This is a genomic window from Cyanobium sp. Cruz CV13-4-11, assembly GCF_024346055.1.
Taxonomy (GTDB): Bacteria; Cyanobacteriota; Cyanobacteriia; order PCC-6307; family Cyanobiaceae; genus Cyanobium.
On the sequence record NZ_JAGQCH010000002.1, the window covers coordinates 183625 to 207231 of the forward strand.

The following is a 23607-nucleotide window of genomic DNA, read 5'->3' on the forward strand; positions in this document are numbered from 1 at the left end:
CATGACCAGCGTGCATGGGTCTGCCCAAAGCCTTTCCTGGGCCGGCCTGGGCCACCTCAGGGGTCTGCTGGTCACCGGATCGGCGCTGATGACCCTGCTGCTGGCTCAGGCTCCTGCTCAGGCCAGCAGCGACGGCGACCTGATCCGGCTGCTGAATCAGCGCAACTGCCCCCGCTGCAAACTCCAGGACGCCGACCTGGTCCATGCCGACCTGCGGGATGCGGATCTGCGCGGTGCCAAGCTCCAGCGCGCCAACCTGGGCCAGGCCCGACTGGATGGGGCGAGCCTCCAAGGGGCTGACCTGCGCTTCACCAGCCTCCAGGGCGCCTCCCTGCGGGGCGCCGATCTGCGCGGGGCCAACCTAGAGGGCACCGACCTGCGCCAGAGCGATCTCAGCGGCGCCCAGCTCGATCCCGGTGGGCTGGCCCGCAGCCACTGGCAGGACGCCCGGGGCGTGGCACCCACGGTGCTGAGCTATCCCGAACTGCACAACGCCGGGGTCACCGCCGCCCTGGAGGGCCGCCATCCCCAGGCGGAACAGCTGTTTTCCGAGGCGATCCGCCTGCAGCCGGAGGCGGCGATCAGCTGGGTGGCCCGGGGCCTCAGCCGCACCGAACAGGGCAAGACCGAACTGGCCGCCGCCGACCTGAACTACGCCGCCGTCCTCTATGGCCAGGCCGGCGAGGAGGCCCAGGCGAAGCAACTCACCGAGGTGGCCACCGCCCTGCTGAAACCCGGCAAGAAAACCAACCAGGGCAGCGGCATGGGCGGCCAGATGCTCTCCGGAGCCGCCTCGTTCGCCTCGGCCGTGGCCCCTCTGGCCATGAAGTTCCTGCTGCCGCTGGCCTTCTGAACCGGAGCGTGGCCCTGGGTCAGGGGGTCATCGACGGCTGGGGAGAACCACCGAGGAAGGCACGGGAAGCCGGGGTGGAGGGCTGATAGCCATAGCCGAAGGTGCCGCCCTCGGTGTCATTGATGATGCGTGGCGTCACCATGATCACCAGCTCCCGCTTCTCGCGGTTGTTGGAGGAGGCGCGGAAGAACTGCCCGATGATCGGAATGTCTCCCAGGATCGGCCATTTGGAGACCACGGCCCGGTCGAAATCGGAGATCACGCCTGTGAGAATCAGGGTCTGGCCATCACGGACGCGCAGCACACCCGTATCCAGGCGGCGGATCCGCAGGATGCTGATCGGGGGGCACTGGGCACCGGCGCCGACCTCCCTTTCCACCGCCGAGATGCTGGGGGAGAGCGAGAAGGTGACGAAGCCGTTGTCATCGATCTTCTGGACGCGGGCCCCCAGCACCAGACCCGCCGTCGACAGTTCGCTGATGGTGCAGCTCACCGTGGCCGATGTGCCGGTCACGTTGGAGGTGACGTTGGTAGGCACATTGATCCCCACCCGCACGACACCTTCGTTGCCGCGCTTGCGGCCGATGGGGGCATCGATGTTGTCGAAGGAGGAGGAGAAGAGGCTGGAACCAGAGGCGCCGCCACTGCCGCCACTGCCGCCGCTGGAATCGTCACGCAGGATTGAGGGGTCCTCCTGAAGGATCAGGGTGGGACTGGCGAGCACCTTGGAATTGTCGGCGAGGATGCGAGCCTGGAAGAAATCGAAGAAGTTGTTATTGGGATAGAGGGGTTGACCCGTCGTCGGGTTGACGGCGGCGCCTGGATTGGTCTGGCCGCTGAAGCCATTAGCACCTCCAAAAGGCTGCCCGGGTAACAGCGGAGAGTCCAGAGTCCTTTGAACAGAGGCGCCACCGAGAACGCCACCGAAGTTGGCCGCCAGGGTGCCGTTGTCGTTGACGATGAAGTTATTGCCCCAGCGGAAGGCGAAGCTGTTGTAGAGCTCTGTGTCATTGGACAGATTCACATCCAGGATCTTCACCGACAGAGCCACCTGCCGCTGGCGCAGATCCAGTTGCTTGAGGTACTGCTCGGCGATGGACACCAACCGCGGTGCGCCCACCAGGGTGATGGTGCCCAGCCGGGTGTCGGTGGTGGCCCGCAGGCCGATCAGGGGGCCGTTGCTGGCCCCGAAAGACTCCACCGTGGTGGTAGTGCTGGAAGAGGTGGTGGAGGCGGTAGGGCTACCAGCAGGCGCAGCCGTGGCGGCGACCCCCTCGGACACCGCCGTGGTGATCGTGTTGGTCTTGGTGACCTGGGCCCCCAGGTTGGCCAGGTAGTCGGCGGCGGAGTTGGCCGGCACCTGGTTCAGCCGGTACACCTTCGAGAGCTGGGCGCCGAAGCTCTTCCCAAGCACGTTGGGGCCGGCGAAGATCGTGTTGCCATCGCGCTTGCCCTGCAGTCCGGCGGCCAGGAGGGCCGAGTTGATCGCCCGGCCATAGCTTTCGCGGCGGAAGGAGATCGAGATGGGCCGCATCCCCGCCGCAGGCGTTGTCGCTGCGCCGGCGGCACCGGCAGTTGTTGATTCATCGACATAGACGAACCCATAACCACCCAGCTGGCTGAGGGCCATCAACACATCCTTGGCAGGGGCGTTGCGCAGGGTCATGGTGACCGGTGGCCCGCTGACGCTCACATAGCTGGGGTTGCTGATCGTCATGGTGCCCACGGCCATGTCACCCAGCGGCGGGGCCACGGCGCGGGGCTGCAGGGGTGGGATGAAACCGGGCTGGGGCACCCGGCCCGGGGTGTTGACGTTGGGGGTGAGGGTCTGAAGGGTGCTCAGCGCCGGGGCGTTGAAGGTGAGGATCAGGCTGCGGCCGTCGGCGCTCACCACGGGCCGGCCGACCGGGAAGCCGGGGGTGGGAGAAATCTTCAGTTCGAAGAGATTGCCCGAACCCTCGAAGCTGATGCTCTGCAGGCCCGCCTCGGGGAGGGAGAGCTGCACCGGGCCGCGACGCAGGGTCATCGGCACGGCCGTCTGCAACCGTCCCATCCAGGTGGCTCCCTGGGTGGTCTGCTGGAGGACGGGCGAAGGGCCGGTGCCTTCGATCATCACCTCCACGGAATCAGGCAATCGCCGCAGCTTGATGTCGAGGGCGCCGCTCACCTGGGCGATGTCGGAGTGCCGTGCGCTGGCACCCCTCTGCGCTGGGGAGGGAACGGCGGCCGCCAGGGCAGCGAGGCCCGTCAGCTCCTGCAGGGCCAAGAGGCCAACGGATGCGGAAAGAACGTGCCGCCACTGACGTTTTGCCACGTTCCTTCTATCACCGAATCGGACGAATGGTATCCGCGATTGTGGCAAACAGCCAGTTGCCGGATCCGGTTGCATCGGCATGGTCAGTTGGGAGTTGGGGGGGGGCTGGAGCCGGGGCTGGGGCCGCCGCCGCTGCCGCCGCAGGGGGCTTGGCCGGGGCTGGGGAGCGGCTGTACAGACCAAGGGTGAGCTTCATCACCACGTCATTGCTGACCTTGGGCTGGCCCGGCTGGGCCGGTCCCGCATCGGGGAGGGTGAGGTTGAGGTCGCTTTGCACCACCAGCACGTTGAGGGCTTCGAGGCGCCGCAGAAAGGCCAGCAGAGAAGGGAACGAACCCCGGGCCGACACCAGCAGCTTGCGCTGGGTGAGACCCTGCAGGGCGAGCGGATCGGCCGGCGGGGCACCGGCTGCGGGGGGGGTGCCCGCTGGTGGGGCTGCCGCGGGTGGCGCCGCAGGCGTGGCCCCTGGGGCGGGGGCCGCCTGGGTGGGCTCGAACAGGGTCAGCTGAACGGCCGAAGCCCCGGCCTCACGGTCGAGCATGGCCACAAAAGTGGAGAGGTCGCCGTTGCCCGTGATCAGCCGTTCGATCTTGGCCTTGCTGGCCATGGCGGCCTCGGTGTTTTCCTGGGTGACCACTAGCTGCCCGCGCATCAGGGCCACCTGGTCACGCAGCTGCTCCAGCTCCTGGAGTCGCTGGCTGTCACGCTGCAAGGCGGCCCATAGGGGCAACAGACCGGCCAGGACGACGAGAAGACCGAGCCCGCCGAGAACCACTGCCGGCAGGGTCAGCCAGATCAGGCGCAGGGTGGAAACGGGGAGCCTGGAGGACCCCTGCTGGAGATTCGTCATGGGATGAGGCCCTCCGCCTGCAGAAGTTGAAGCCGGCGCGCCATGCCTTCCGATCCAAGCTGCCGCATGACGGCCAGCTGACGGGCGGGAGGCAGGGTGGCGAAGGGTCCGGCCAACTCGAAGCTGACGGCGTCGGAGGCCACCGGTCCGGTCTGCCCGGGGACCGGGGGGGCCGCGGGGACACGCTCCAGCTTGATGAGGGTCACCCCTTTGGACTGCATCAGGGGAGAGCGGCCCAGCTCCAGCTGCAGGGCGTTGATGCGGGCAAAGGCCTCGGGATCCAGAGCCTGCCCCTTGAGAACCAGGTTCTGGCCCTGGACTGCCGCGCTCTGGAGCTGAATCCGTTCAGGGGTGCGCAACTGCAGCTCGGCGAGGAGCGCCGAGGAGGTGCGCAGGGTGGTGAGGCCTTCCGTCAGGCTGCGGTTGGTGGCGGTGAGCTGGTCAAGTTTTGCCCTGCTGGCCGCCATGTCGGTCTGCAGCTGGGTCGACTCGGCTTCAAAGCGGGTCAGCTGGGCGGTCTGATTCTTGACGTATTCGTAGCGGAGGAACACCAGGGCCGTGCAGGCCACGGACACCCCCAGGACGACCGCCCCGATCAGGGCGCCCCGCAAGAACAGGGGCCGCCGATCCAGCAGGGCGGAGACCATGCTCTCCTGGCCGAGTTCCTTGCGCCTCTCCCGCAGCAGATCGAGGGGTGCCTTCATCAGCCCCGCTCCGCCATGGCCAGGCCCTGCAGAACGAGGGATCCGTAGGGCTCAGGGGTGAGGATCTCGGCCCGCACCCCCAAAGCGTCCTGAAGATTGTCCTGGCTGGGCAGCGGGGCGCTGAGCAGCAGCCGCAGGCGGCGGACGGCCGGATCCCGGCGACGGTAAAAGGCCACGCAGCGATTCACTTCCCGCACAAGGTCGCCATCCTCCTCCGGCAGGGGCCAGTCGAAGACCGGCTCCGCACCACGCAATAGGAGCAGGCGCCCCCCTGCCGGCAGCGGATGGATCAGCAGGGTGAGCTCATCGGCTGGTGCCTGCTCCAGCAGGGCGTTCACGGCGGCCAGCCGGCAGGACTGGGGGGAGGCCAGCCGTTCAAGCTGGGCACCGGCCAGGTTGAAGACCTCGATCCAGTCGTCCACCAACGCCCTGGAGGCTACGGCCAGCAGCATGCGGGGGGTGGCGCCCGCCAGGGGCTGCAGGTCGATGGTCGCCTCGGCCAGGGGCACCCCGAAACTGAGGGTCGGGTCGATCGTGCGCAGCGCTTCAATCGGGTCGTCGGGGATGGCCTCAAGGGGCCAGTCGATGACGCGCCACTCCACGGCCCTCTCAGGGAGAGAGGCCAGGACAACGGCATCAACCAGGCCTTCCCGCACGAGCAGATCGCCGATCAGGTCACCCAGGGGCTCCTTCTCCAGCGGCTGACCATCCAGGCAGGTGAGCGGCGGCAACGGCACATCGATGCTCACTGGCTCAGGGCCGCCGCCCCTGAGCACCTGGCCCATCATGGCGTCGTCTTGAAGCTCCAGCAGCAATTGACGCGGAAAGAGCTGCGCGCGGATCGGTAGCAGACGATCATCCAGATCATCCTTCAAGCCGATCAGGCCAGAAAAAACCAAGGCTCTGATCCGATGCTTGTAAAAGCTAACGAGTTATGGAAACCAAGGCACTCCCGAACCTACAACTTCAGAAAGCGTCCGGCAGCCGTGGCGATCGAGCTGGCGTGTCAATCCTTCCAGAATCGATGGCACAAGTGCAGGGCCTTCGTAAATCCAACCCGTGTAGATCTGGATCAGCGAGGCTCCTGCACTGATCCGCTCCCAGGCGGACTCGGCCGAGTCGATGCCACCGACACCGATCAGCGGCAGAGCCGGACCTGCGGTGGCCCGCAACCGGCGCAGCACCTCCACGGCCCGCCGGCGCAGGGGCCGTCCGCTCAACCCTCCGGTTTCCTCGGCAAGGGTCACACCCGTGGCCTCCAAGCGGCGTCCTTCAAGGCCAAGTCGGTGAACCGACGTGTTCACGGCGATCACGCCGGCCAGACCCTCCTCATAGGCGAGTCTGGCAATGGTATCGATGGCATCATCTTCGAGATCGGGGGCGATCTTCACCAACAGGGGCGGACAGGCCGGCAGGCGCCGCAGACGCTCCACCAGCCGCCTGAGCTGGGCCTCCTCCTGAAGGTCGCGCAGCCCCGGAGTGTTGGGCGAGCTGACGTTGACCACCGCGTAATCGGCCAGGGGGGCCAGAAACTCCAGGGAGGCGGCGTAATCGTCGGGGGCCATCTCCAGCGACACGGCCTTTGATTTGCCGAGGTTGATGCCGAGCACCGCTGGCCGCTGCCCCGGCGGGGGCAGTTCCTGGCGTTCCAGGGTCCGGCGCACCCCCCTGGCCCCGTCGTTGTTGAAGCCCATGCGGTTGAGGGCGGCCCGCTCCTCGGCCAGCCGGAACAGCCTCGGCCGGGGATTTCCCTGCTGGGGCTGCCAGGTGATGGTGCCCAGTTCGGCAAAGCCGAAACCGAACAGATGCCAGATCGCGGCCGCCACCCCGTTCTTGTCAAAGCCAGCAGCCAGCCCCACCGGGTTGGCAAAGCGACAGCCGAACAGCGTCTGCTCCAGGCGGGGATCCCGCCGCTGCAGCTCCGCCCCCAGCCCCGCCAGGCTGCCGCTGACCAGGGGCCAGCGGCGCCGCAGGGAGGCCTGGCCCAGGGCCAGAAGGGTCAGTCGACTCAGTTGTTCGGCGTCGGCACCGTCATCGCGGCGCAACAACGGCTCGACGAACCGGGCATAGAGAGCGCCGGTTCCCACCTGGCCGCCGCCGGCCGATTGCTCCTGCGGCATCCCTGTCTCCTCACTGCGGCCTGGCCAATCCTCCCGCGCCGCGCTCCAGGCGCCAGCTCCCATTGCCCAGCGGTCTGACGAGCCAGTCGCGCCAGAGCCAGGGATCCTGTTTCCCCTCGAGGGTGGCGGTGGGCACCTCCAGCAGCCGAGCGAGCTCCACGGCCCGCAGGCTGTACGCACCCGCCGCGAGCCGATCGGCCAGCTCCAGGCGGGAAAGCAGCTGCTGCAGCGACCTGGGGGCCCGATCCCCGGCATCGGGAACGGCCACCGTCTCTGCCGTCACCACCTCGGCCGCCCCCACCGCCTCAGGGGCGACGCCGGACCGGCCTTCCACCGCCAGGGTCGGGGCCTGGCCGCGGGCATAGGCGACGGCGATGGCATCGCAACGGTCGTTGTCGGGATCACCGCTGTGGCCGCGCACATGGCGCAGGGCCAGCCCCGGCAGCCTGGCGGCATCCAGCAGCTCCCAGAGGTCGCGGTTGAGCACGGCCCCACCGGAGGCGGTGCGCCAGCCCTTGCGCTTCCAGCCGGCCATCCACTTCTCGAAACCGTCGATGAGGTAGCGGCTGTCGGTGCGCAGCACCAGATCCGGATGGCGCGGCAGGTCCCGCAGAGCCTCCAGCACCGCCAGGGCTGCGGTGAGTTCCATCCGGTTGTTGGTGGTGGCCGGGGCCGCCCCCCCCAGCTCGCGCCGGGAGCCGTTCTCAAAGCGCAGCAGGGCACCCCAGCCACCCGGACCGGGGTTGCCGCTGCAGGCCCCGTCGCAGGCCGCGGCCACTACCCGCACCGGACGATCACCCATGGAGTCCCCTTGACAGCATCGCTTGAATTGAATCCTCTATCCCGGAGAACGCCCGGGTCCTGGAGGTTTTCCATGCAGCGAACCTACCTGGCCCTGGCGGGCCTGGCCCTGGCCGGAGCCGGCCTGTCGATGGTGCAGCCCAGGCTGGCCATGGCCGCCGGTCTCTTCCAGACCACGGAAGTTGACGCCGATCGCTTCGCCGTGCTGGCCAGGCCTGTGGGCAACAGTGAATGGACCCTCCTGGTGCTGGAGCAGCTGGCCACCCAGCCCTCTTGCTGGCAGGCCCGCCCGGACGGGCTGGTGGATCCGACCCTGAACCGGTTCGACTACACCGGCATCTGCAATCGCTACCTCGACAGCAACGGCTATTCCCTGCGGGTCGCCGACCAGGACCTGGGCACCACCTACCGCCTGCAGGTGCAGCAGGTGGGATCCCGCCTGGAGCTGCAGGCCGTCTCCCCCAGCAATGCCGCCGTCCTGGTGGTGGGCAGGGCTGAGGTGCCCCGGCGCGATCGCGACGGCTTCGTGTCCCTCACGCTCGAACCAGGCTGGGATCTCAAACGTCGCACCTACGAGCAGAGGTCCCTGTCCCACCTCTACTTCGCCAGTCCGGCCCCCCTGGAGCAACTGATCGCCCGGGCCGGCGGCGCTCAGACGTTCCGGCGTCCCCCGGGCCGGGCCGAACTCCCCGGCATCGCGGCCAGCCTGCCGCTGCTCGACCAGCGCGACGACAGCTCGGGTTCCGAGCGCTCCGGCCGGGCGATCGCCCTCCAGGTCATTCCCTACACCGAAGCCAATGGAGGAGGGCTCTGACCCCACTGCTTGATCCCGTCTCGGGCCCCGGTCCGGGACCAGTTGAATCACCGGACTCCTCACCCCGCAACCTCCTTCCTCCTCACTTAATCTGATTTCGTGAGGAGTGAAGGACGCTCTTCCAGGGTCGAAACGAGGACAGACTCCTGGAATCGTTCCATCTCCAGAGCCCTGCCTTCGGCGGGGCTCTTTTTTATGGGTTGCGCTCCACGCAGCGGGGGGCACAGCCCGTCGACGGTTTCGACCATAAAAAACCGGCCCCGAAGGACCGGCCCGGAAAACGAAGGAGGTCGCCGGGCCTGGAGGCCCGGCGTTGGCCGGTCACTTGATGGAGACCTTGCCACCCACTTCTTCGATGCTCTTTTTGAGAGCTTCGGCATCGTTCTTGGAGATGCCTTCCTTGACGGCCTTGGGAGCGGCTTCCACAAGGGCCTTGGCTTCGCCCAGACCGAGGCCGGTGGCCTCGCGGACGGCCTTGAGCACCTTGATCTTGGCGGCCGGATCGAAGCCATCGAGGATGACGTCGAATTCGGTCTGCTCCTCAACCGCCTCAGCGGCGGCGCCGGGGGCGGCGGCGGCCATGACGACGCCAGCCGAAGCGGCGGCGGACACGCCGAAGGCCTCTTCGATCTGCTTGACGAGCTCGGAAGCCTCAAGCAGCGAGAGGGTTTTCAGTTGTTCGAGAATCTGGTCGGTGGTAGCGGACATGGGGGGGGAATCAGCAACAGAACGGGAGGATCGGTGGAGCCCAGGGGTTCGCGAGAGGCGAACTCAACCTTCGCCGGATTCGGCGTGCTGCTTGAGCGCCCTGGCGAGACCGGACGGAACCTCGTTGATGCCCACAGCCAGCTTGGTGGCCAGGCCATTGATCGCACCGGCGATCTGGGCCATGAGCACCTCCTTGGAGGGCAGATCCCCGATGGCCTGGATGTCGGAGGGGGAAAGGAGCTTGCCTTCGAAAAGACCTCCCTTCACATCCGACTTCTTGGTGTCCTTCTGGAAGGACTGCAGGGCCTTCACCGCACCGCCGATATCGCCTTTGACCAGGACGAAGGCATTGGTGCCGGTGAGCAGGGAATCGAGATCCGACCAGACGCTGTCACCATCAATGGCACGGCGCATCAAGGTGTTTTTGGTCACCTTGCACACACCGTTGCTGGCCTGCAGACGGGTCCGCAGATCAGTCATCTCCTTGATGGTCAGGCCCTTGAAATCGAGGACCAGCGCCATTTCGGCTTCACCGAGGAGCCCTTTGAGCTCTTCGACGATCTGTTGCTTGTTCTCCAGCGTGCGGCCCATAGGAAGTGGATCGGATCGGGGGAACAAGCAGGGAACGCAGCCCGGACAGCCCCCCGGAAAGGGAAGCTTCGAGGCCGCTCATCGCTCCGCTCCGATCTGGGAGACTCCAACGGAATCACCAGCACAGGCAAAAACCAATCGCGTGAACCTCGGCAGGGCTTACGAGAGGGAACGAGCGACCGGAATCGACGACCCTGACGACCTGCTGTCTTGGGTTGGGCGCGTGCCCTTCTGGACGAATCCAGCTCTTGACCCTACATCACGGCAGGCCCAGTTCCCGCAACCGTGCCTGCCAGCGGGCGTAACCGGCGGCGTTGAGATGCACGCCGTCCACCGTGTAGGCGCGCTTGAGACCATCGGCGTCCGCCATCACCGGTGTGAGATCGACGTAGTCCCGGGAAGGCGTCTGCTGGGCGAGGCGTTGATTGAGTTCCGCCACCCGGCGAACCCCTTCGGGACCACAGCGAAACCGGGCGCAGGGAATGGTGGACTGGACGATCACCCGCGCGCCGCTGCCGAGCTGCAGGCCGGTGCGCAGCCACTGGATCCGGCCGGCGATGCGGCCAGGGTCATAGCCCCAGACAATGTCGTTGATCCCCACCATCACCAGGTAGGTGCGGGCACCGGTCCGGCGGATCGCCGGCAGACGGGCCATCAGCTGGAAACTGGTGTCGCCACTGACGCCTTGGTTATGGACGACTCGGCCGGGAAACGCCGCCTGCCAGTCGCCCTGGGCCGTGAGTGAATCACCGACGAAGGTCACCGGACCGCCGCGGCTGGGCGACGATCCTGACGGCTCCGGCGCCGGGGAAGCGATGGACTTGGCGCTGGGCCTGGAGAGCAGGCCCCACCCCAGGGTCAGCAGGGTGAGCGGAACCGCCACCCAGCCACCGATCCGCAGCCATGACGACCCAGACACGGCAGGGGATCAGCTGTCCTGCTTGATGTCCTGGAGCGCGGCGAAGTCGACCTGCACCGAGGGGCCCATCGTGGAGGCGACGTAGAGGCTCCTCCAATAGCGGCCCTTGGCGCCGCTGGGCTTGTTGCGGTCGATCGTTTCCTGCAGGGCCTTGAGGTTCTCCAGCAGCTTGGCGGTGGGGAAGCTGGCCTTGCCGAAACGCACGTGCACGATGCCGGCCCGATCGGCCCGGAACTCCAGCTTGCCCGCCTTGAACTCGCTGATGGCGCCGCCAAGATCGGTGGTGACGGTGCCGGCCTTGGGGTTCGGCATCAGGCCGCGGGGACCGAGCACCCGGCCGAGCTTGGCCACCTTGGGCATCATGTCCGGGGTGGCGATCAGCAGATCGAACTCGATGGCACCGCCGGCGATCTGATCCACCAGCTCATCGTCGCCGGCCAGGTCGGCACCGGCCGCCTTGGCTTCGGCCACCTTCTCGCCCCGGGCGATCACCGCGATGCGAATCGTCTGACCGGTGCCGTGGGGCAGGGCCACGGTGGTGCGCAGCTGCTGGTCGGTGTACTTGGGATCAATGCCGAGGCGCACGTGGGCTTCGATGGTTTCGTCGAACTTGGCGGTGGCGGTGTCCTTGACCAGCTCGAGAGCCTCGAGCGGTTCGTAGGAGCGGTCCTCCACCTTGGCGGCGAGGGCCGTGAAGCGTTTGGAGATTTTTGTCATGGCAGGAAGGGGTGCGGACGACCGTGGGCGGTCTCCCCCAGGTAGGTGAATGGAAAGGAACGACGCCCGGGGAGGGTCAGTCGCTGACGGCAACGCCCATGTTGCGGGCGGTGCCTTCGATGATGCGCATGGCCGACTCAACGCTGGCGCAATTGAGGTCGGGCAGTTTGGTCTTGGCGATCTCCTCGAGCTGGGCGCGGCTGATGGCACCCACAGCGCCCTTGGCGGACGTGGCGGCACCTTTGTCGATGCCGGCGGCCTTGGAGATGAGCACCGAGGCGGGCGGGGTCTTGGTGATGAAGGTGAAGCTGCGGTCTTCGAAGACCGAGATCTCCACCGGGATCACGTACCCCGCTTTCTCTTGAGTGCGGGCGTTGTATTCCTTGCAGAACGCCATGATGTTGACCCCGTGCTGACCGAGGGCAGGGCCCACCGGTGGTGCGGGGTTCGCTTTGCCGGCCTGGAGGGCCAGCTTGATCACAGCTACGACTTTCTTGGCCATCGGCTGGGCTGGGGGACGGAACTCTCTTGCGGGAGAGCGGGACGGAACTCCCTCGCGGGAGCACTGCGGATGGCCGGGGCGATGGTCGGCCCGGCAGCGTGGCGGTCCGGGGATGGACCACCCTGGGCCGCCCTCCGCAGGGAGGCGGCCGCCGCTGATCAGCTCTGTTTGCTGATCTGGGAGAACTCGAGCTCGACCGGGGTCTCCCTGCCGAAGATCGACAGGAGGGCCTTCAGCTTGCTGCGTTCCCCGGAGACTTCGATCACTTCGCCCTGGAAGTCCTTGAAGGGACCGGCCGTGACGAGGATCTGGTCGCCTTCGGTGAGGTCGACCTTGAGGACGGGCTTCTTCTCGGCGGCACGCTTGAAGATGCGATCCACCTCCTGGCGGCTGAGGGGCCGGGGGCGGATATGCCCCCGGGCCTTGCCGGTGGCGCGGCGTTCCTCCTGGCCGACGAAGTTGATGACGTTGGGGGTGCTGCGCACCGCCATCATCGTGTCTTCATCGAGGACCATGCGCACCAGCACGTAGCCGGGAAACACCTTCTCCTCGATGGACTGGCGGCTGCCGTCCTTCTTCAGCTTGACACCAGGGGTCTGGGGGATCTCGATCTCGAGGATCCGGTTGCTGACCCCCAGGGTGACGGCCCGCTGCTCGAGGGTGGCCTTCACCTTCTTCTCGCAGCTGGAGGCCACCTGAACAGCGAACCAGCGGGCCACCTGGGGCTTGGTGGCTTCACCCGCCTCGGCGGCGCCATCTGCGGCGGCAAGGCCAGGGCCTTCGCCAGGAAGCTCCAGCACATCGGGGGCGTCCGGTTCGATCTCGGGCACGGTCTCGGGCACGGCAGACAGGGGAAGGGTCATCAACGGAAGATCTGAGCCGATCCCCAGTGATAGAAGCGATCGATCGCGGCGATGGCCGCGGCCGAAAGGCTCACCATCAGGATCACCGCCACCGATTCGCTGAACAGCTGCTGGCGGCTCGGCCAGACAACCTTGCGCAGTTCCGCGAGGGTGACCGCAAGGAAACCGGTGGGGGCCTCCTCTTCAGTCGCAGCAGTATCCGGCCCCTCGTCGGGTTCGGACAGGCCATTCCGCTGGGCCAAGGGCCCTTCGGGACTGCTCGTGGTGGTGGTGACGGGGGGGATGGGTTCCACGGTGTGGATTCCGATGGCTGCCGTTACGTCGGCAAGCATCGACAAACGATCACCCTACCGGACGTCCTTCCCCGCCGTCCCCAGGGGAAGGAAGCGAAAGCCCGCTTCCCCGGGACCGGCGAGCTCCAGCCGCACGCCCCTGGCGCCACTGAAGTGATCCTCCAGCAATTCGGTGGCCAGGGGATTCTCGATGCGACGCCGCAGCACCCTCCGCAGCGGGCGGGCGCCGTATTCGGGCTCGTAGCCCTGCTGGGCCAGGGACACCACGACGGCTTCATCCAGCTCCAGCTCCAGGTGCTGCTCCCGCAGCAGGGCGGCCAGCTCCGCCAGTTGCAGCCGCACGATGCGCTCGAGATCGGTGCGGGCGAGAGGCCGGAAACGGATCACCTCATCGATGCGGTTGAGAAATTCCGGGCGGAACTGGCGCGACAGGGCCTCCTCCACCGCCAGATCCAGGGCACGCTCCTGGGCCAGCTCGCCGTCCTGCGGGTGATGCGGATCCCCACTGCCATCGGTGCTGGAGCCGGAGCGGGCCCGTTCCAGGATCGCCCGGCTGGCCAGGTTGCTGGTCATGATCACCACCGTGTGGCGGAAGTCCACCGTGCGGCCCTGGGAATCGGTGAGCCGGCCGTCGTCGAGCACCTGCAGCAGCAGGTTGAACACATCCGGATGGGCCTTTTCCACCTCATCCAGAAGCAGCACGGCGTAGGGGCGGCGGCGCACGGCCTCGGTGAGCTGCCCCCCCTCCTCGTAGCCCACGTAGCCAGGGGGCGCCCCCACCAGGCGGGCGACGGCGTTGCGCTCCATGAACTCGCTCATGTCCAGACGCACCAGGGCCTCCTCCTCATCGAAGAGGGCCGCCGCCAGGGCCTTGGCCAGTTCCGTCTTGCCCACACCCGTCGGCCCCAGGAACAGGAACGACCCCACCGGCCGGGTGGGGGCCTGCATGCCGGCCCGGGAGCGGCGGATCGAGGCCGCCACCGCCGCCACCGCCTCCGGCTGGCCGATCACCCGCCCCGACAGGCGCTGCTCCAGCTCCAGCAGCTTCTGCCGTTCCCCGGCCAGCAGCTGCTGCACGGGGATGCCGGTGGAGCGGGCCACCACATCGGCGATGTCCCCCTCCTCCACCTGTTCACGCAGCATCGGATCGCTCTGCAGCTCCGCCTCGACGGCGGCGCGGCGTTGCTGCACGCTGTGCAGGGGGTCGTACTGGAGCCGGGCGGCCTCCTCCAGGTCCCCATCCCGCTCCGCCTCGGCGATGGCATGGCGCAGCTCCTCGTCCTGGTGCATGAGCTCGCGCAGCTCCTCGAGGCGCTCCCGCTCCCCCGCCCAGCGGCGCTGCAGCCGGTCGAGCTTCTCGTGGGCGAGGCGCCGCTGCTCCTGCAGCAGCAGGCGCTCCTCCAGGGGCGCCACCTCAGCCGCCAGCAGCTCCAGCTCCACCCGCCGCAGGTCGGCCTCGGCCGCTTCCACCACCTGGGGCTTGGAGGTGGCCTCCATGCGCAGGTTGGCGGCGGCCTCATCGATCAGATCGATGGCCGAATCGGGCAGGCAGCGGTCGCTGATGTAGCGGGCCGCAAGCCTTGAGGCCGCCACCAGGGCCCCATCGGTGATGGTGACGCCATGGTGGAGCTCGTAGCGCTCCTTCAGCCCCCGCAGGATTTCGAGGCAGGTGGGGCCGTCGGGCTCGCGGATCACCACCTGCTGGAAACGGCGCTCCAGGGCCGGGTCCTTTTCGATGCTGCGCCGGTAGTCCTCGGCGGTGGTGGCGCCGATGCAGCGCAGGTCGCCCCGGGCCAGCACCGGCTTGAGGATGCTGGCCGCATCGGTGCCGGAGCGATCGCTGCCCACCACCGTGTGCAGTTCATCGATGAACAGCACCACCCCGCCGGCGCCTCTGGCACCGTCGCTGTCGCGGACCTCGGCCAGCACGCTGCGCAGGCGCTCCTCGAACTGGCCGCGGAACTTGGCCCCGGCGATCAGCGCCCCCAGATCGAGGGCCACCAGCCGCAGGCCCCGCAGCGCATCGGGCACCTCGCCGGCCACGATCCGCTGGGCCAGGGATTCGACCACCGCGGTCTTGCCGACGCCGGGCTCACCGATCAGCACCGGGTTGTTCTTGCTGCGGCGCGAGAGCACCTGGATCAGCCGGCGGATCTCCGGGTCCCGTCCCACCACCGGATCGAGTTCTCCGGCCCGGGCGGCGGCGGTGAGGTCGCGGCCGTAGCGGTCCAGGGCACCGGGTTCGGGATCCCCCTCCCGCTGCAGGGTCAGGCTGGTGTCCGGCAGTGACGCCGGCGCCGATGCAGGCACAGGGGCCGGTGCCGGCGGGGCTGCAGGGAAAGGAATGGCGGCGGGAGGCATGGAGGCGGGGGGATCGGCAACGGCCGGCAGCGGCCGCCACTGGCGCAGCAGCAGGTCCTCGCTCAGCCCCTCCTCGACCAGCAGGGACGCGCCGACGCGGGGCTCCCCCAGCAGGGCCAGCAGAACGTGGGGCACATCCAGCAGCCGGGATCCCCAGGCCGCCCGGCGGCGATCGGCCTCCTCCAGCAGATCCTCGAGGGCATCGCCGATGTAGAGGGTGCCGCCGTCGCCGCCGGGCTGCTCGGCGCAGAAGCTTTCCAGTCGGTCGAGCAGCCGGTCCTCGTCGAGGGGCAGCGGCGCCACCCAGGAGGCGAAGCGACGGTTCAGAAGCAGGGTGAGCAGCAGGTGCTCGACGTCCATGGCGCCGTGGCGCCAGCGCCTCGCCTGCTCCTGGGAGGCGATCAACAGATCCCAGGCGGCGTCACTGAAGCGGTCGGGATCGCTGGTGAGGCTGGCGGCCGTGCCCGCCGGCCCCCGGTCGTCGCGCAGGCGGGAATCAGGGCGCATCGGAGCGGGGCGGTGTCTGGATCAGTTCCACCTTGTAGCCATCGGGATCCTCCACAAAGGCGATCACGCTGGTGCCGTGCTGCTTCTGCCCCGGTTGCCGCACGACCCGGCCGCCCTTGGCGGCGATGGCCGCGCAGGTGGCGTAGATGTCATCGACGCCGATGGCCAGATGGCCGAAGCCGGTCCCGAGGTCGTAGGCGCCGGTGCCCCAGTTGTGGGTGAGTTCCAGCACCGTGGTGTCCTGCTCCTCCCCGTAGCCCACGAAGGCCAGGGTGTAGGAGCCGCCGGGATAGTCCTTGCGGCGCAGCAGTTTCATGCCGAGCACCTCGATGTAGAAGCGCAGGGAACGCTCCAGGTCGCCCACCCTGAGCATGGTGTGAAGCAGTCGCATCGGCGCTGGACCAGCTCCAGCCATTCTGACGACGGGGCCGGGGGCCCGGGCCATCGCCAGACGGTGGCGCAGGGAACACAGGCAAGGGTGGAGGGCCACCCATAGGATTCGCCCACCAGCACACTCCCTGTGTACGACTCCCTCGACCTCGTCATCGATTCCATCGTGGCCCGTGAGGTGCTCGACTCCCGGGGCACCCCCACGGTGGAAGCGGAGGTCTACCTGGAGGGGGGCGCCAGTGGCCGCGCCATCGTCCCCAGCGGCGCCAGCACCGGCGCCCATGAGGCCCACGAGCTGCGCGATGGCGAGAAGGCCTACTTCGGCAAGGGCGTCAGCAAGGCGGTGGAGAACATCGAGGAGCGCATCGCTCCGGCCCTCTGCGGCCTGAGTGCCCTCGACCAGGGCGCCGTGGACGAGGCGATGAACGAACTCGACGGCAGCGACAACAAATCCGCCCTGGGCGCCAACGCCATCCTGGCGGTGAGCCTGGCCACCGCCCATGCGGCCGCCAAGGCCCTGGGTCTGCCCCTCTACCGCTACCTGGGCGGCCCGATGGCCACCCTGCTGCCGGTGCCGCTGATGAACGTCATCAACGGCGGCGCCCACGCCTCCAACAACCTGGATTTCCAGGAATTCATGCTGGTGCCCCACGGGGCCGGCAGCTTCCGTGAGGCCCTGCGCATGGGCGCTGAGGTGTTCCACACCCTCAAGGGTCTGCTCAAGGATCAAGGCCTCTCCACGGCCGTGGGCGACGAGGGCGGCTTCGCCCCCGACCTGGCCGGCAACGACGCGGCCGGTGAGCTGCTGATGCAGGCGATCGAGAAGGCCGGCTACCGCCCCGGCGACCAGATCTCCCTGGCCCTCGACGTGGCCAGCACGGAGTTCTATGCCGATGGTCGCTACGCCTTCGGCGGCGGCAGCTACACCAGCGCCGAGATGGTCGACCAACTGGCGGCCCTGGCGGGCCGCTTCCCGATCGTCTCGATCGAGGACGGCCTGGCCGAGGACGACTGGGAGGGCTGGCGCCTGCTGACCGAGCGCCTGGGGGGCACGGTGCAGCTGGTGGGCGACGACCTGTTCGTGACCAACACCACCCGGCTGCAGCAGGGAATCGAGCAGGGCATCGCCAACTCGATCCTGATCAAGGTGAACCAGATCGGCTCGCTGACTGAAACCCTCCAGGCCATCGACATGGCCACCCGGGCCGGCTACACCAGCGTGATCAGCCACCGCAGCGGCGAGACAGAAGATGTCACCATCGCCGACCTGGCCGTGGCGACCCGCGCCGGGCAGATCAAGACCGGCTCCCTCAGCCGCAGCGACCGGGTCGCCAAGTACAACCAGCTGCTGCGCATTGAGGACGAGCTGGGCAGTCAGGCGATCTACGCCGGGGTCGAGGACCGGGGGCCGCGGGGCAAGGCCTAGGTCAGCTGCGCCAACATTTCCGCCGGCATGGCCAGGCTGTCGGCGAACCGGCCTCCGTACAGCAGCCGGTAGTGGTGGCCCGCCAAACGTCGCTCGAGGGCATCGAGGTCGCCTCGGGCCATGTGGCCATGCTCGAACTGGATCAGCCGCGGCCGGTGGCGGCTGAGGTCGATCGCCTGCAGCACTTCCCCGTCGTAGCGCTCGATCAGCTCATCCAGCCGCAGCGCCGGCACCAGCACCCGCTCCAGCTGGTGTGCAGCCACACCGCCCTGGCGGGCCACCACCTGGGGATGGGCGGAGGTGACGAAAAGGGAATCCAGCATCGTCTGGCCGGCGACCGCCGTGAGGCCGGGCACGCGATAGAGGACAACCTGACGATCCCGGGGGGCAATCGCCACATTCTCAAAGATCAGCCGATCGGCCTGGTCGCGTTAGTTCTCCACCAGGCGAGCGAACACATCCGGCTGGGGTTCCAGCAGGATCCCTCTCCATCCGAAGCGTTGCACATAGCTGCGCAGGGGATCCACATAAACACCATCATTGGCCCCCACCTGAATGAAGGAAAGTGAGGACTGCCTCTGGGCCATCAGCAAATTCACCGCCAGCTGGAAAACGGGCAGCTGGCTGGCCTGGTGCGCCGGCACCTTCCGGAATTCCACACCCTGCGCCAGCAGCGAAGCCTGCAACGACCGCAGAAGAGCACTGATCATGATGGCCAGGGCTTGGGAATTTTCACTGCCAAGTATTGCACTGCCCGGCAGTGCATCCCAGGACCATCCATGCAGCCCCTGGGAACGACGGGCAGGCCACCCGTGGGGCCACTCACCTCACGAACTCGGGCAAACACACATCCAACCAAGCATCACAGGCCATCACATGCGGGAGCCCCGAAGCAAAACGGTGGTCAGCAGCAACCATGCATACGTCATGGGTGATTCCTGCGTCCATGCAACCCAGAATTCGGGACAACCACCGATCCCGTCCTGCCGCAGATCCGGGGCTGCTAGTTTCCAGCAATGCCCGCATGTCTGAACGCCAGTCGGTGACACCCACCTTGCCATCACGCTTCGGCTTCGGCACCTCGGGCATCATGGGTGCGGCCCTCACCCGCTCTGGCCGGCTGCGGCTCCTGGAAGCGGCGCTGGAGCATGGCATCCACCATTTCGACACGGCCCCCCTCTACGGCCAGGGCGAGGCCGAAACCCTGGTCGGCCACTTCGCCCGCTCCCGCCGCGACCGCCTCACCATCACCACCAAGTTCGGGCTGCTGCCCCCTCAGCACCCGGCACTGCTGAAGCCCCTGATTCCACTCGCCAGGGTGGTCAACCGCCGGCTGCTGATCCCACTCCAGCGGCGCTCCACCGTCGCTGCCGCCCGGCCAGCCGCTACCCCGCTGGTGTCGGGGATCTCCAACCCCGCTGGAGAAGGCGCCGCCCCGACGAGGCCGGCCATCCCCGCTATCGCCTACACGCCGGCGATGCTCCGCAGCCAACTGGAGCGGAGCCTGCGCCATCTGGGAAGTGATTACATCGATTACTACTTACTCCACGAATGCCATGCAGACTATCTCAATCAGGGCTTCATCGATTGCCTGGAAACCCTTGTACAGGAAGGCAAAATTCGTCACTATGGCACCGGCAGTGGCCGCTGGCAGAGTCGTTGCATTCTTGAGAGCCATTCCGCCCTGCCATGGGTCGTACAGATTCCCGATGGATGGTCCGATCTGGATACGGAGTGGTTTCGCCAACGGGGCACGGCTCCGCTGTTCACCCACAGTTCATTGCGAGTGAGTCAGGAATCCGGGGACAGTTCACTCCACGGCATCGCTGAACGCTGGGCAGCCCTCACCGATCAGGACCCCAAGCGTCCAGGCCTGGTCAGCGATTTTCTTCTGACTGTGGCCTTGATCAAGAACCCCACAGGTTGCGTGATCTTTTCAAGCAGCAAGCCAGGCCATATTCGCAACAATGTGCAGCTTCTCCTGAGGGCTGCAGGCTTTCAAGAGGCTGCTGGTCAGATGCTCCAGGAGGCGACGACGAAACACCCAAGCATCCACGGATGACTTCATCGATATGTTCATCGATTTCGCTGATGCCAACCATTCAGTCCCCGAAGAGATCGATGTCTGCATTGTTGGCGCCGGCGTCATGGCCCTGGCGATGGCAAGCCATCTGAGTGCCCACAGCCGCCGGCGGATCCTGCTGGTGGAGGAAGGGGACCTGGTGGATACGGAAGCCGCTTCATCGGTTCCCGCCGAAGCCAACAGCGGCGATGTGCACTCCGCTGTGGCCTCCTCCAGGGCCCGGGGCTTCGGGGGATCCAGTCGGCGCTGGGGAGGCCAGGCCCTGCCCTTCACCCCCCTGGATCTGTCCCATCGGCCCTTCCTGCCGGAACTGGACGGGTGGCCGGTCGACTGGGAGGAACTGAATCGTTTCTATCCAGCCGCCGACCGGTTCCTTGGCTTGAGCCCATTGCCGTTTGATGCGGATCTGTGGCGATCGGAAAAGGTGACGGCCCCCTTCCAGCACGGCCGGGATCTGGAACTCATGATCTCGAAGTACAGCCCCCATCCCTACCTGGCCTCCGTCCATCGCCGACCCATCGAGAGCTCCAGACAGGTGGATTGCCTGTTGCATGCAAAGGTGGCTTCCCTGGGGCTCGATCAAGATGGTCGCCATGTCCGCAAGGTACGGATACGCAGCCCCCAAGGCAGGGAAACCGTCCTGGCCGCCAGGGTGGTGGTGCTCTGTGCCGGCGGCATTGAGAATGCCCGCATTCTGCTGGCCTCTCCGCAGCCTGGCGGTTGTGCGATCGGCAACCAGGCTGATCTGGTGGGACGCTACTACCAGGACCATGTCGGTTTCTATGCTGCCCGCTTGATCCCCCAGGATTGGGGGGCTTTTCGCCACCTGTTTGCCAGCTTTGTGCCGGGAAACCAGAAGTATCTCCCGAAACTCCAGCTGTCCCAAGCCTTGCAGCGGCGGGATGGCCTGCTCAATGTGACGGGCAATCTTGATGTGCAGGAAGCCGATGACTCGCCGCGACATTCGGCAAGAAAGATTTTTCGCACCCTCCTCCGCCGCAACCGCCATGGGCAGGATCAGCGGGCGAGCTTCAAGGATCTCTGGCGGTTGCTTCGCGCAACACCGCAGACCCTTGACCTGCTGACCGCCCATTTCATCGACCATCGAATCGCCCTTCCCCGTAAAGGGCGTTTCTTCCTGATGGCCAATGCGGAGTGCGAGCCTCTCCATGGCAGCCGCATCACGCTGGGTGAACAGCGCGATGCCTATGGACTTCTCCGCCCTGTGGTGAAGTGGCTGATCAGTGACCTCACGTTCCAGGCCCTGCAGACCTACGGACATGCCTTGAAACGCAGTCTGGAACCGGCCGGAATCGCGATGGTTGAGCTCAGTCCCTACCTGGTGGATCCCTCGGCCAACTGGAAGGAGAGGGCCTACAGCCTTTACCACCATATGGGGGCGACCCGAATGGCCGCCAGCCCAAGCGAGGGCGTGGTGGATGGGCAGGGCCGTGTGCATGGGATCGACAACCTGTACATCGCCGGCACCTCGATCCTGCCAACCGGCAGTGCGTCCAATCCCAGCTACACCGCCCTGGCCCTGGCCTTGCGGACCGCTGATCATGTCCTCAACCATTCCTGAGGCCCAAAGCACCTGTTCCCTTATCACGAGGATCGTGGCGAGCGGATCGCAGCCGTGACGAGAACCCCAGCCATGGGATCGGCGCCGCCCCTATCTTCAGGACGGGTGGAGTCGCCTGGGATGCTTTCGTCGGCGGATCGGTGACTCAGGAGCCCGGCTGGCGGCCGGGCAGCTGATCCAAGCGACCATCGCGGCTGAGCCTGCCCTGCAGCTTCAGCCAGGAGAAACCCACCGGCAGTCCCAGCACCAGGGGGACCGCCACCAGGGCAGGCCGGCTGCTGGCGGCCAGCAGCGCCGCCGCCACCGCCAAGGCACCGAGCAGGAAGGACTGGCCGGCGCTCTGCTGAGCCAGGGCGAGGCGGCGCAGCAGGCGATCGGTCTCGCCGGCACGGATCTGCACCTGCAGGTCGCCCTGCTCGATGCGGGCCAGGCTCTCGTCCAGCCGCCGCGGGATCCCGAAGGCGCGGCTGCCCACCTCGGCCGCCTGGCGGGAGAGCTCGCTGAACAGTTCGTTGGGGCCGTTGCCGCTGGCGGTCATGAGGGGCAACAGGTAGGGACGGGCGATGGCGATCAGGCTAAAGCCCGGATCCAGGCTGCGGCCCACCCCCTCGAAGGTGGAGAGGGCCCGCATCACGAAGATGAGCTCCGGCGGCAGCCGGAACGGCTGGCCGTAGACAAGTTCGTAGAGGTCACCGGAGAGCTTGTCGATGACGTTGGCGCTGAAGGGTGGCGTGAGGGCCTCGGTGAGCATCACCCGCACCAGCCGCCGCACCGGCCCCTGGTCGATGCCGGCGGCGATCAGCCCGGCCTGCTGCAGCTCGTCCACCAGGGAGGAGGCGTCCCTGGCCGCCGCGGCCCGCACCATCCGCCCGAGCCGGCTGCGCAGCCGCTCGGAAATCTGGCCCATCATGCCGAAGTCGTAATAGATCAACGCCCCGTCGGCGGCCACCGCCAGGTTGCCGGGATGGGGATCGGCGTGGAAGAAGCCGAAGCGGACCAGCTGCTGCAGGTAGCTGGCTGCCCCCTTCTCGGCGACGGCCGCCGGATCGATGCCGGCGTGGACGAGGGCCTCGCGGTCGTTGATCTTGATGCCGGGCACGTAATCGAGGCAGAGCACCCGGCGGGAGCTCAGTTCCCAGATCACCGCCGGAATACGGATGCCGGGGTCATCGAGAAACTGCTGGCGGAAACGGGCGGCGTGCTCCGCCTCGAGGCGGAAATCCAGCTCCCTCAGCAGTACGCGCCGGCACTCCTTGGCGATGCCCACCCAGTCGCGGCCGGCACCCCAGCGGGGATGGCGCTGGACCACTGCCGCCACCTGCTGCAGCACCTCCAGATCCAGCCGGAACAGCCGCTCCAGCCCCGGCCGCTGCACCTTGAACACCACCTGACGGCCGCTGCGCAGGCTGGCCCGGTGCACCTGGGCCAGGCTGGCCGACCCCAGCGGATCGACCTCCAGATCGATGATCTCCGCCCGCCGCTCCTCCAGTTCCTGCTCCAGCAGGGACTCCACCACCGGGAAGGGGAACGCCGGCACCCGATCCTGCAGATGGGCAAGCTCCTCCACCACATCGGCGGGGAGCACATCGGGGCGGGCCGACAGCAGCTGGCCGAGCTTGATGAAGGCGGAGCCGAGCTCAAGGAACTGGGCCGTGAGCCAGCGGGCCCGGCGGCGCTGGCGAGCGGCCTGGCGTTCAGGGGTGCGTCCGCCCGGGTAGGTCCAGGGCCGGGCGTCCCACCAGAGGCCGAACAGCAGCTGGATCACGAGGCGCCAGATGCGCAGCGATCGCCAGAGGCGGGACAGCAGGATCCCGGGGGTGGAGAGGGCCGCCATCAGGCCTGCCCCGGAGACCGCGGCGGACCATCGGGGGTGGCGGCTGGGACCTGATCAAGGCGTCTGGTGAGTTCGGCCACCTTGGCCCGCAGGGCATCGATCCGCTCCTGGGGGTCGTCGGCGGTGCCGCCCCTTCCTGGGGCCGCCGCTGCGCTGCGGTCGTTCTCGATGCGTTCGGCTTCCATGGCCACCTCTTCCCAGAACAGGCTGAGTTCCTGCTGCACCCGGGCGGGAGCGTCCTGGGCGAGCACCGCCAGGGAGGCCGCCGCATCGGCCAGGCCGCTGCCCAGGCGGGCGGCCAGGCGGTTCATGGCCGCCATGGCAAGGGACTGCGGCGCGCTCATGACAAGGCCGGAGGAGTCACCGAACTGTGGC

At 67.5% G+C, this 23607-nt stretch carries 24 protein-coding genes; 5 read left to right on the forward strand and 19 right to left on the reverse strand.

Annotated elements, in window-relative coordinates; all coding sequences use genetic code 11:
• Position 1: 1 nt before the first annotated feature.
• Positions 2-853 (forward strand): pentapeptide repeat-containing protein, encoded by an 852-nt coding sequence (locus KBZ12_RS02925; protein ID WP_254956224.1) that lies wholly within the window; start codon positions 2-4, stop codon positions 851-853.
• 19 nt (positions 854-872) lie between these two features.
• Here the strand turns inward: KBZ12_RS02925 and KBZ12_RS02930 are convergent, their stop codons facing one another.
• From KBZ12_RS02930 to KBZ12_RS02955, 6 genes are read right to left on the reverse strand one after another with little or no spacing between them, the layout of a single operon-like run.
• On the reverse strand, positions 873-3119 hold the full coding sequence (locus KBZ12_RS02930) for a type II secretion system protein GspD (protein ID WP_254956225.1): 2247 nt from the start codon (positions 3117-3119) through the stop codon (positions 873-875).
• A gap of 58 nt (positions 3120-3177) precedes the next feature.
• On the reverse strand, positions 3178-4017 hold the full coding sequence (locus KBZ12_RS02935) for a hypothetical protein (protein ID WP_254956226.1): 840 nt from the start codon (positions 4015-4017) through the stop codon (positions 3178-3180).
• Positions 4014-4721: a PilN domain-containing protein gene (locus tag KBZ12_RS02940; protein WP_254956227.1), complete on the reverse strand. Its 708-nt coding sequence runs from the start codon at positions 4719-4721 to the stop codon at positions 4014-4016. Before KBZ12_RS02940 ends, KBZ12_RS02935 begins: the two co-directional genes overlap by 4 nt.
• Entirely contained in the window at positions 4721-5596 is an 876-nt protein-coding gene (locus KBZ12_RS02945) for a hypothetical protein (protein ID WP_254956228.1), read from the reverse strand. Before KBZ12_RS02945 ends, KBZ12_RS02940 begins: the two co-directional genes overlap by 1 nt.
• Before the next feature lie 57 nt (positions 5597-5653).
• A complete protein-coding gene (locus tag KBZ12_RS02950) occupies positions 5654-6841 on the reverse strand; it encodes a quinone-dependent dihydroorotate dehydrogenase (RefSeq protein WP_254956229.1) in 1188 nt (395 codons plus the stop codon).
• 10 nt (positions 6842-6851) lie between these two features.
• A complete protein-coding gene (locus tag KBZ12_RS02955; RefSeq protein WP_254956230.1) occupies positions 6852-7643 on the reverse strand; it encodes a ribonuclease H in 792 nt (263 codons plus the stop codon).
• A 72-nt stretch (positions 7644-7715) separates the two neighbouring features.
• Between KBZ12_RS02955 and KBZ12_RS02960 the strand changes: the two genes are divergently transcribed.
• Positions 7716-8456: a DUF3747 domain-containing protein gene (locus KBZ12_RS02960; protein ID WP_254956231.1), complete on the forward strand. Its 741-nt coding sequence runs from the start codon at positions 7716-7718 to the stop codon at positions 8454-8456.
• 321 nt (positions 8457-8777) lie between these two features.
• Here KBZ12_RS02960 and rplL read toward each other — a convergent pair whose 3' ends face one another.
• The 9 genes from rplL to gloA form a co-directional block, all read right to left on the reverse strand.
• Positions 8778-9164: a 50S ribosomal protein L7/L12 gene (gene rplL / locus KBZ12_RS02965; protein WP_216906680.1), complete on the reverse strand. Its 387-nt coding sequence runs from the start codon at positions 9162-9164 to the stop codon at positions 8778-8780.
• Between the two features lie 63 nt (positions 9165-9227).
• Positions 9228-9755 carry a 50S ribosomal protein L10 gene (rplJ, locus tag KBZ12_RS02970; RefSeq protein ID WP_216906678.1) on the reverse strand — a complete coding sequence of 176 codons (528 nt, stop codon included), beginning with the start codon at positions 9753-9755 and terminating at the stop codon, positions 9228-9230.
• Positions 9756-10014: 259 nt separating this feature from the next.
• On the reverse strand, positions 10015-10674 hold the full coding sequence (locus KBZ12_RS02975; RefSeq protein ID WP_254956232.1) for a GDSL-type esterase/lipase family protein: 660 nt from the start codon (positions 10672-10674) through the stop codon (positions 10015-10017).
• Positions 10675-10683: 9 nt separating this feature from the next.
• Positions 10684-11391, reverse strand: coding sequence for a 50S ribosomal protein L1 (gene rplA / locus KBZ12_RS02980; protein WP_254956233.1), 708 nt, complete (start codon positions 11389-11391; stop codon positions 10684-10686).
• Positions 11392-11467: 76 nt separating this feature from the next.
• The gene (rplK, locus tag KBZ12_RS02985; protein WP_216906672.1) at positions 11468-11893 is read right to left on the reverse strand and encodes a 50S ribosomal protein L11; all 426 of its coding nucleotides are present in this window, start codon (positions 11891-11893) and stop codon (positions 11468-11470) included.
• Positions 11894-12051: 158 nt separating this feature from the next.
• The gene (gene nusG, locus KBZ12_RS02990) at positions 12052-12756 is read right to left on the reverse strand and encodes a transcription termination/antitermination protein NusG (protein WP_254956234.1); all 705 of its coding nucleotides are present in this window, start codon (positions 12754-12756) and stop codon (positions 12052-12054) included.
• Positions 12756-12980, reverse strand: a complete 225-nt coding sequence (secE, locus tag KBZ12_RS02995; protein WP_254956267.1) for a preprotein translocase subunit SecE — start codon at positions 12978-12980, stop codon at positions 12756-12758. Before secE ends, nusG begins: the two co-directional genes overlap by 1 nt.
• Before the next feature lie 123 nt (positions 12981-13103).
• Positions 13104-15917 (reverse strand): ATP-dependent Clp protease ATP-binding subunit, encoded by a 2814-nt coding sequence (locus tag KBZ12_RS03000; RefSeq protein ID WP_254956235.1) that lies wholly within the window; start codon positions 15915-15917, stop codon positions 13104-13106.
• Positions 15907-16308, reverse strand: coding sequence for a lactoylglutathione lyase (gloA, locus tag KBZ12_RS03005; protein WP_254956236.1), 402 nt, complete (start codon positions 16306-16308; stop codon positions 15907-15909). The genes KBZ12_RS03000 and gloA overlap by 11 nt, the downstream gene beginning before the upstream one ends.
• A gap of 129 nt (positions 16309-16437) precedes the next feature.
• Here gloA and eno point away from each other — a divergent pair, with 129 nt between their 5' ends.
• The gene (gene eno / locus KBZ12_RS03010) at positions 16438-17733 is read left to right on the forward strand and encodes a phosphopyruvate hydratase (RefSeq protein WP_254956237.1); all 1296 of its coding nucleotides are present in this window, start codon (positions 16438-16440) and stop codon (positions 17731-17733) included.
• On the opposite strand, the gene KBZ12_RS03015 is transcribed toward eno, so the two are convergent.
• Together KBZ12_RS03015 and KBZ12_RS03020 are read right to left on the reverse strand one after the other, a co-directional pair.
• The gene (locus KBZ12_RS03015; protein WP_254956239.1) at positions 17730-18131 is read right to left on the reverse strand and encodes a hypothetical protein; all 402 of its coding nucleotides are present in this window, start codon (positions 18129-18131) and stop codon (positions 17730-17732) included. The two genes, eno and KBZ12_RS03015, sit on opposite strands and share 4 nt — an antisense overlap.
• A gap of 33 nt (positions 18132-18164) precedes the next feature.
• A complete protein-coding gene (locus tag KBZ12_RS03020; RefSeq protein WP_254956240.1) occupies positions 18165-18443 on the reverse strand; it encodes a hypothetical protein in 279 nt (92 codons plus the stop codon).
• Between the two features lie 50 nt (positions 18444-18493).
• On the opposite strand from KBZ12_RS03020, the gene KBZ12_RS03025 reads away from it, so the two are divergent.
• Positions 18494-19795, forward strand: a complete 1302-nt coding sequence (locus KBZ12_RS03025) for an aldo/keto reductase (RefSeq protein WP_254956241.1) — start codon at positions 18494-18496, stop codon at positions 19793-19795.
• Positions 19796-20375: 580 nt separating this feature from the next.
• Complete coding sequence (locus KBZ12_RS18610) at positions 20376-21398, forward strand: GMC oxidoreductase (RefSeq protein WP_396100507.1); 1023 nt, start codon at positions 20376-20378, stop codon at positions 21396-21398.
• Between the two features lie 145 nt (positions 21399-21543).
• On the opposite strand, the gene KBZ12_RS03035 is transcribed toward KBZ12_RS18610, so the two are convergent.
• Together KBZ12_RS03035 and KBZ12_RS03040 are read right to left on the reverse strand one after the other, a co-directional pair.
• Positions 21544-23232 (reverse strand): AarF/ABC1/UbiB kinase family protein, encoded by a 1689-nt coding sequence (locus KBZ12_RS03035; protein WP_254956243.1) that lies wholly within the window; start codon positions 23230-23232, stop codon positions 21544-21546.
• Positions 23232-23576, reverse strand: a complete 345-nt coding sequence (locus tag KBZ12_RS03040) for a hypothetical protein (RefSeq protein WP_254956244.1) — start codon at positions 23574-23576, stop codon at positions 23232-23234. The genes KBZ12_RS03035 and KBZ12_RS03040 overlap by 1 nt, the downstream gene beginning before the upstream one ends.
• Positions 23577-23607 lie beyond the last annotated feature (31 nt).

What these genes read in the sequence shown, in the direction of transcription:
- KBZ12_RS03000 (WP_254956235.1), bottom strand. Translation starts at nt 15,917, where the DNA reads ATGCGCCCTGATTCCCGCCTGCGCGACGACCGGGGGCCGGCGGGCACG.
- rplL (WP_216906680.1), bottom strand. Translation starts at nt 9,164, where the DNA reads ATGTCCGCTACCACCGACCAGATTCTCGAACAACTGAAAACCCTCTCG.
- KBZ12_RS02955 (WP_254956230.1), bottom strand. Translation starts at nt 7,643, where the DNA reads ATGGGTGATCGTCCGGTGCGGGTAGTGGCCGCGGCCTGCGACGGGGCC.
- rplJ (WP_216906678.1), bottom strand. Translation starts at nt 9,755, where the DNA reads ATGGGCCGCACGCTGGAGAACAAGCAACAGATCGTCGAAGAGCTCAAA.
- KBZ12_RS02925 (WP_254956224.1), top strand. Translation starts at nt 2, where the DNA reads ATGACCAGCGTGCATGGGTCTGCCCAAAGCCTTTCCTGGGCCGGCCTG.
- KBZ12_RS02950 (WP_254956229.1), bottom strand. Translation starts at nt 6,841, where the DNA reads ATGCCGCAGGAGCAATCGGCCGGCGGCGGCCAGGTGGGAACCGGCGCT.
- KBZ12_RS02960 (WP_254956231.1), top strand. Translation starts at nt 7,716, where the DNA reads ATGCAGCGAACCTACCTGGCCCTGGCGGGCCTGGCCCTGGCCGGAGCC.
- rplA (WP_254956233.1), bottom strand. Translation starts at nt 11,391, where the DNA reads ATGACAAAAATCTCCAAACGCTTCACGGCCCTCGCCGCCAAGGTGGAG.
- nusG (WP_254956234.1), bottom strand. Translation starts at nt 12,756, where the DNA reads ATGACCCTTCCCCTGTCTGCCGTGCCCGAGACCGTGCCCGAGATCGAA.
- KBZ12_RS03040 (WP_254956244.1), bottom strand. Translation starts at nt 23,576, where the DNA reads ATGAGCGCGCCGCAGTCCCTTGCCATGGCGGCCATGAACCGCCTGGCC.
- KBZ12_RS02935 (WP_254956226.1), bottom strand. Translation starts at nt 4,017, where the DNA reads ATGACGAATCTCCAGCAGGGGTCCTCCAGGCTCCCCGTTTCCACCCTG.
- gloA (WP_254956236.1), bottom strand. Translation starts at nt 16,308, where the DNA reads ATGCGACTGCTTCACACCATGCTCAGGGTGGGCGACCTGGAGCGTTCC.
- KBZ12_RS02940 (WP_254956227.1), bottom strand. Translation starts at nt 4,721, where the DNA reads ATGAAGGCACCCCTCGATCTGCTGCGGGAGAGGCGCAAGGAACTCGGC.
- KBZ12_RS03020 (WP_254956240.1), bottom strand. Translation starts at nt 18,443, where the DNA reads ATGATCAGTGCTCTTCTGCGGTCGTTGCAGGCTTCGCTGCTGGCGCAG.
- rplK (WP_216906672.1), bottom strand. Translation starts at nt 11,893, where the DNA reads ATGGCCAAGAAAGTCGTAGCTGTGATCAAGCTGGCCCTCCAGGCCGGC.
- KBZ12_RS03035 (WP_254956243.1), bottom strand. Translation starts at nt 23,232, where the DNA reads ATGGCGGCCCTCTCCACCCCCGGGATCCTGCTGTCCCGCCTCTGGCGA.